This is a genomic window from uncultured Methylobacterium sp., from assembly GCF_964242245.1.
GTDB lineage: Bacteria > Pseudomonadota > Alphaproteobacteria > Rhizobiales > Beijerinckiaceae > Methylobacterium.
Genome location: NZ_CAXTBY010000163.1, coordinates 1 through 5,135, shown reverse-complemented (window position 1 = coordinate 5,135; position 5,135 = coordinate 1). Strand labels below are relative to the sequence as shown.

At 64.2% G+C, this 5,135-nt stretch carries 6 protein-coding genes and 1 pseudogene; all 7 read right to left on the bottom strand.

Annotation, left to right across the window (positions count from 1 at the left end; genetic code table 11):
• Positions 1 to 283: 283 nt before the first annotated feature.
• A complete protein-coding gene (locus tag ACFE8Y_RS20275; protein ID WP_375466175.1) occupies positions 284 to 2,038 on the bottom strand; it encodes a Hint domain-containing protein in 1,755 nt (584 codons plus the stop codon).
• 230 nt (positions 2,039 to 2,268) lie between these two features.
• A complete protein-coding gene (locus ACFE8Y_RS20270; RefSeq protein ID WP_375466174.1) occupies positions 2,269 to 2,397 on the bottom strand; it encodes a hypothetical protein in 129 nt (42 codons plus the stop codon).
• A 424-nt stretch (positions 2,398 to 2,821) separates the two neighbouring features.
• Positions 2,822 to 3,807 (bottom strand): annotated as a pseudogene (locus ACFE8Y_RS20265) (IS481 family transposase).
• The gene (locus tag ACFE8Y_RS20260; RefSeq protein ID WP_375466176.1) at positions 3,720 to 3,917 is read right to left on the bottom strand and encodes a hypothetical protein; all 198 of its coding nucleotides are present in this window, start codon (positions 3,915 to 3,917) and stop codon (positions 3,720 to 3,722) included. Before ACFE8Y_RS20260 ends, ACFE8Y_RS20265 begins: the two are co-directional and overlap by 88 nt.
• Positions 3,914 to 4,141: a hypothetical protein gene (locus ACFE8Y_RS20255; protein WP_375466173.1), complete on the bottom strand. Its 228-nt coding sequence runs from the start codon at positions 4,139 to 4,141 to the stop codon at positions 3,914 to 3,916. Before ACFE8Y_RS20255 ends, ACFE8Y_RS20260 begins: the two co-directional genes overlap by 4 nt.
• On the bottom strand, positions 4,129 to 4,503 hold the full coding sequence (locus ACFE8Y_RS20250; RefSeq protein ID WP_375466172.1) for a Rap1a/Tai family immunity protein: 375 nt from the start codon (positions 4,501 to 4,503) through the stop codon (positions 4,129 to 4,131). The genes ACFE8Y_RS20255 and ACFE8Y_RS20250 overlap by 13 nt, the downstream gene beginning before the upstream one ends.
• A 367-nt stretch (positions 4,504 to 4,870) precedes the next feature.
• Positions 4,871 to 5,135 (bottom strand): hypothetical protein (locus ACFE8Y_RS20245; RefSeq protein WP_375466171.1); only part of this gene is annotated, 265 nt, incomplete at its 5' end.

The window sequence follows — 5,135 nt, the reverse complement described above, 5'->3', positions numbered from 1 at the left end:
GTCCAGCACCGTCATCGGGATCTTGGGCAACAGCAGCCAGCCCACCCGCGCCTCAAAGCCGCCTTCGGCCTCGGGCGCGCATCAACCGGCGTACCGGACCCCAGTCGACCGGCACCACGTCGATGCCGCGCCGGACCAGTCCGTCGGCGAGACGGCGCGTGACGCGCTGGATGCCGGTCTCGAACGGTTGCGCAGCCGTTGTCTGGCACCCGTACAGCACCCGCGCCTCAACCGAACCTGCGCGCACGCCGAGCCCTCGGATCGCAGACCGGGCGGCGTGCGATCAGGCAGCAAGCGACCCGAGACGACGCGTGGTCTCGGCCTCAAGGTCTGCTTTGACCGCCGGCGCGATCCAGCGCGGCAGCATAGGCCCGGCGAGATCGAGGCGCAGGAAAACCTTGCCCTCCAACCCCTCCAGGAGCGCCGCCGGCAGCCATGCCCGGCCCGCTGTCCAGCGGTGACCCGGCGACATCGCGTGGAAGCCGAGGCACAGCAGAGGATCGTCGAGCGCCACCGGCCGCGCCTCGCCCAGGCCGTCGTTCAGCGAGAGGCCCGAAAGGCACAGTCCGAGCGCCCGCGCATCCAGCGTGTCGCTGACGTGGCACGGGACGCTGGTCGGGCAGACCAGCCACACGTCCCGCGCGTCGGCCGACAGCACGAAGCAGGCCGAGAGGCCGCGGCTCTTGGGCCGCACGATTCGTCCGTCGACTTCCAGATGCACGTCCGCCCAAGTGTCGGGCTCGACGCGTTTCCAGCCGAGCGTCTCGGCGCGAAGGCGCGACTGCGCCCGCACCACCTCGACCAGGGCGCCTCCATCATGGAACGGACGGCAGAAGTCCGCATGCGTGCGCGCGGCCGCCTCGGTCGCGTCGGGCACGGCGTCGATGTCGATCACCGTGCCTTGGCCGAAGAAGTTGCGGTTGCCCAGGTCGAGGTAGCTCTCGGCGGGCTGGTTCTCGGCGACGAGCAGGTCGTGGCTATCCAACTCGACATGCCAGTAGGTGACGCTATCCACGTCCTCCTGGACGATGGTGCTGCCGTTGATGAGAGCCGCAGCCGGGATCAGCACCTCGCCGAGCACGTCGAGGGCGATGCTGTGCCTGGGGGAGATGAGGAGGTCGCGGGCGGGATGGTTGTCGCCGAGCGCGTGGGCGCGGATGCGGATCGGCTGGGCGTCCTCAGGCCGGGGGTGGCGGCGCGGTTCCATCGTACGGTGGCCGATCCACCGGATCGGGCGGCACCCGCCTGAGGCCGTCACCGCGAGGTCGCCGACGATCAGGTCTTCCACGGCTACCTCGCCGCGCGTGGTGCGAATACGCGTGCCGGACGTGAAGCAGACGGTCCATTGCCCGAAGTTGTTCGTCGTCGCCGTATCGGGATCGATGGCAACGCCGTTCACAGTCGTCTGAAAACTTTGATAGACACTCCAACCTTGCGCATTGGCATCGGTCTGCGGATTTGAGCCTGCCCAAGCGTAAGACTGCGTTAACCATCCGTATTGTGCGACGGGCGTGTAAGATGCATTGTAATTTGAACTGGTCGAACTATTTCTTATGGCGGCTGCAAGTGTGTCTCCAGCTCCGTAAACACCAATGGTATAGCCCGTCCCTTGGAAAGCGTTGCTTACAGATGTAAGATAAGTCTGTACCTCCGTCAGCAATTGCCTTTCAGACCCTGCAGCTCCGTAGGCGGCGGGATCGAAATCCATCGCGAAATAAATCGCCGACCCCGCAGGCTGCGCGAGCGTCCGAGCAGAACTTATCGCTTCCGTCGCATCATGTGTTCCCTGTGATGCGGTGAAATATGTCTGATACCCCGCACCTGTACTGCTCGACATTCCGTTCGTTTGGAATATCGACATTATCTGTAAGCCCGCAGATGTCTCCTGCCGAACCTGAGCGGCCGTTACAGATGGCGAGCCCGCTGTATTGGCATCAGAAAATTGATCAATGTATTGTCCAACGAAGGTGTATCCTTCAGAGCGGAATGTGCTGGCAACATTGGCGAAACCGGTTGCATCGTGAGCGTCAGCGCCCATTTGAGGCGTGGAGGAAGATGCCATGGCTGGTCTTTCGAGAAAGAGTAGTTAAGTCATTAGAAATTTTAGATTTGTCTCAAAGACTGCTCGATGATCCTCCATCTGGCGGCGCTCTACGTTTCCGGAAACGCCAAATCTTCGAGATGCTACAAATGCCGTGGCATTCGCGTAGACTGGAAATTCGATCGTGGCCCTTGCCTGACATTGAACTGTTGAGGGGCATCGACATTTTAGACGGCGGTGAACAGCGACTGGCCGTCGCCGAAAAGCGGCATTGCCCCTTCCGACGACCAGCGCACTCGTTCGATCGTGCTCTCCGTGGCGCCGGTCGCATTGTTCGAAGCGGTGTGGGGCAGCACGAGCGATCCAGCTGCCTTTGAGCCGTCGTCGTGATCTGCCGGCGGATAACCAGCGAGGCTTGATTGTCCGTGGCGGTGTTGCTGCCGTCGCCGTTTACGCCGACGACGAGACCGCCCGGCACAAACATGAGAGGTGAACTGGCCATGCCCGGCTCCTGGCCACAAGACGACCGGCAGCTAGTCGATGATCTAGGGTGACATGGAGCGTCGAGAACGCCCAGTGCCAAACTAGACCACGGCATAGACCCGGTGACGATTGACCTTGAGCAGGGCAACTGAGGCGAGTCGAGGGCGCGGGACGCAGGATTGGTTAACAAATCGTTACGTAAGGGTGAGGACTGCATTTCTTCAGCCGCCGTGTGGTATCAGCCACATGCGGCTGCGTCGGGACTGTGGAGCGCTGTGCGAAATTGGCCGGTACGGGCTAGGCGTGCGGTCCCGGGCTGAGGTGGTGCGGGTTGATCCTGAACCGGTCTGGATCTTTGGTCCAGGCCTGACAGATGGTCTGGAACGAGGTGTTCCAGCGCAGGGCGTTGAGACGCTTGGCGAAGTTGTAGGCTGTGACGAAGGCCAGGACATGCGCCTTCAGGCTTTGCAGATCGTCGCAATGTTTGCAGATCGTCGTAATGGAAGACCTTGACGGTCGCGTCCCCCGCCTCCGTGGGGGCAGGCCCTTGATCGTCCGGTTCAGGCGCGCGGCCTGATCATTGATCCAGGGATGGTAGGGCTTGGTCAGACGATGCGCGATGCCGTGCTCGTTGCAGACGCGATCGAAGATGTGCGGGCCGAGGAACTGCCGGCTCGGTCCGGTCCTGTTCTTCGGCAGGTCCGCAAACGCGATGCCGTTGTCGGTCAGCACCGTGTGGATCTTGTAGGGAACCGCGGCCACGACGTTCCTGAGGAAGGCCGATCCTTCCATTTTGCCTGCGCTGTCGTGAAACTCGACGTCCGTGAACTTCGAGACGCGGTCGATCGTGAGGCAACAGGATCAGCTTGCCGTCGGCGTGGCGCAGATCACAGCTGTCGATCTGCACGTAGACGATCTCGTAGGTCTTGGAGCGTTCGCGCGTCTCTGCCGTCTCGGCTGCCGGAAGGCGTGAGATGCCGTGCCGTTGCAGGCACCGATGCAGGGCGGAGCGGCTGAGGCTCGGGATCGTGTCGCGCAGACAGTCCAGGGCGTCGTCGAGCGGCAGCAGGGTCCTGCGGCGGAACTCGGATCGCCTCCTCGGCCGGGGTCAGTACCGTGCTCTCGGGCGTCTTCGGCCCCATCGGCGCATCCGAGGTCACGCTCCGGCCGCGTCACCTCCGAACCGTCTTCGGGTTCAGGCCGTACTGGCTGGCAAGGGTCCGGCCACTCGCTTGCGACGCTTGGAGTTCGGCTCGTCCTTCGACAGGCTCAGGATGAGGCACGCGGTTGCGGGCACCGCCGTGAAGAACGCTCGCCACAGGCCATCCTTCTCCTGACGAGTCAGGATTGATGATGCACCATACACGCCAGGACTGAACAGGTCATCGGTCACACGAACCGCTCGTCGAGGTCGGTGGCATTGCGCGCGGCCACCGGCTGATGCTCGTCACCCTCGGCGAAGATCACCACGTCGTCAGGTCCGACGTCTCGTGTGGCGTAGAAGTCCCAGCGCCGGTGGATCATGCGCGGGCCACCGAAGATCCGGTAGGCATTCCAGTAGCGGTCGTCGCGGAAGCCGACGTAGTGAACGGTGCGCTGTCCGGTCACGGCTTGCAAGGCCACGCCTCGCCTAGCCCCCGGAACACCACGACCGCAGCCGGCAGCGACCTGGCCTCGGGCAGTGCTTCGAGGTAGCGCACCACGAAGGTGATCGCCTCGTCCCCCGTGGCGGTTGGTGGGTCGCAGATCATCAGCGTCTTGACGTGGTCCGGGATCGAGCCGCCTGCGCTGCGCAACGCCTGGAGCCGTGCCCCGTCGATGATCCCGCGGATGTAGCTCGGGCAGATCCAGTGACCGGCCTCGCGCCACTCCGCCGAGGTCCGCTCGCGACAGATCTGGTAGAGGCGTTCGCCCGTCAGGACCTGCGCCGAGCCCGGCAACGGCGCGGCGAGGAGGGGGATGAGGCCAAGCGCCTTCATGGTCGATCCTGCCTGCAATGATATGGCCGTACAGCCCGAAGACGCGCTTCGGACCCTGCCCGTCCGGTTTGACCGATACCGAAGACCTCGCGGCGCGGTCGGGTCGTCGCGATTCGGAGGCAAGGGGTGCATGATGTGGTCAGGATTGCTGATGCGGCCGGGGTAATACCAAGTCTCATGGATCATGACCCATGAGGCTCGGCGGACGACCGCCGCCCCGCAGTCGCGGGGACCAGACCTCTATGAGTCGGACTCATCGAGGTCTGGTATAACTCCCACCATGCCACCTGCCGGTGCAGTCGCACGGCATCGAGCAGGCGCAACCGCGTCACCTGCAGGCCGGCGAGATCGCGACCGGCCGCCGTCGTCAGCCGCGCGGCTGAACCGCGGACCAGCAGCGCGATGTCGCGCGCCATGTCCGACCGGAACCGACCCTGCGGTCCCGCTCGGCCGCCCGCGCCCAGCCCGACATGCGTACACGCCGCCTCGCACACACGCGTCGCCGCCGCCATGGTCGGTGGGCCGGGTCCTCGGTCAGCTCGCGAAACAGCGGCAGGCAGCGGCGCTTGACCATGTCGTCATGTCCCTCGTAGTCGCCGCACCGGTTGGGAAACACGAGGTCATCCTCGCCC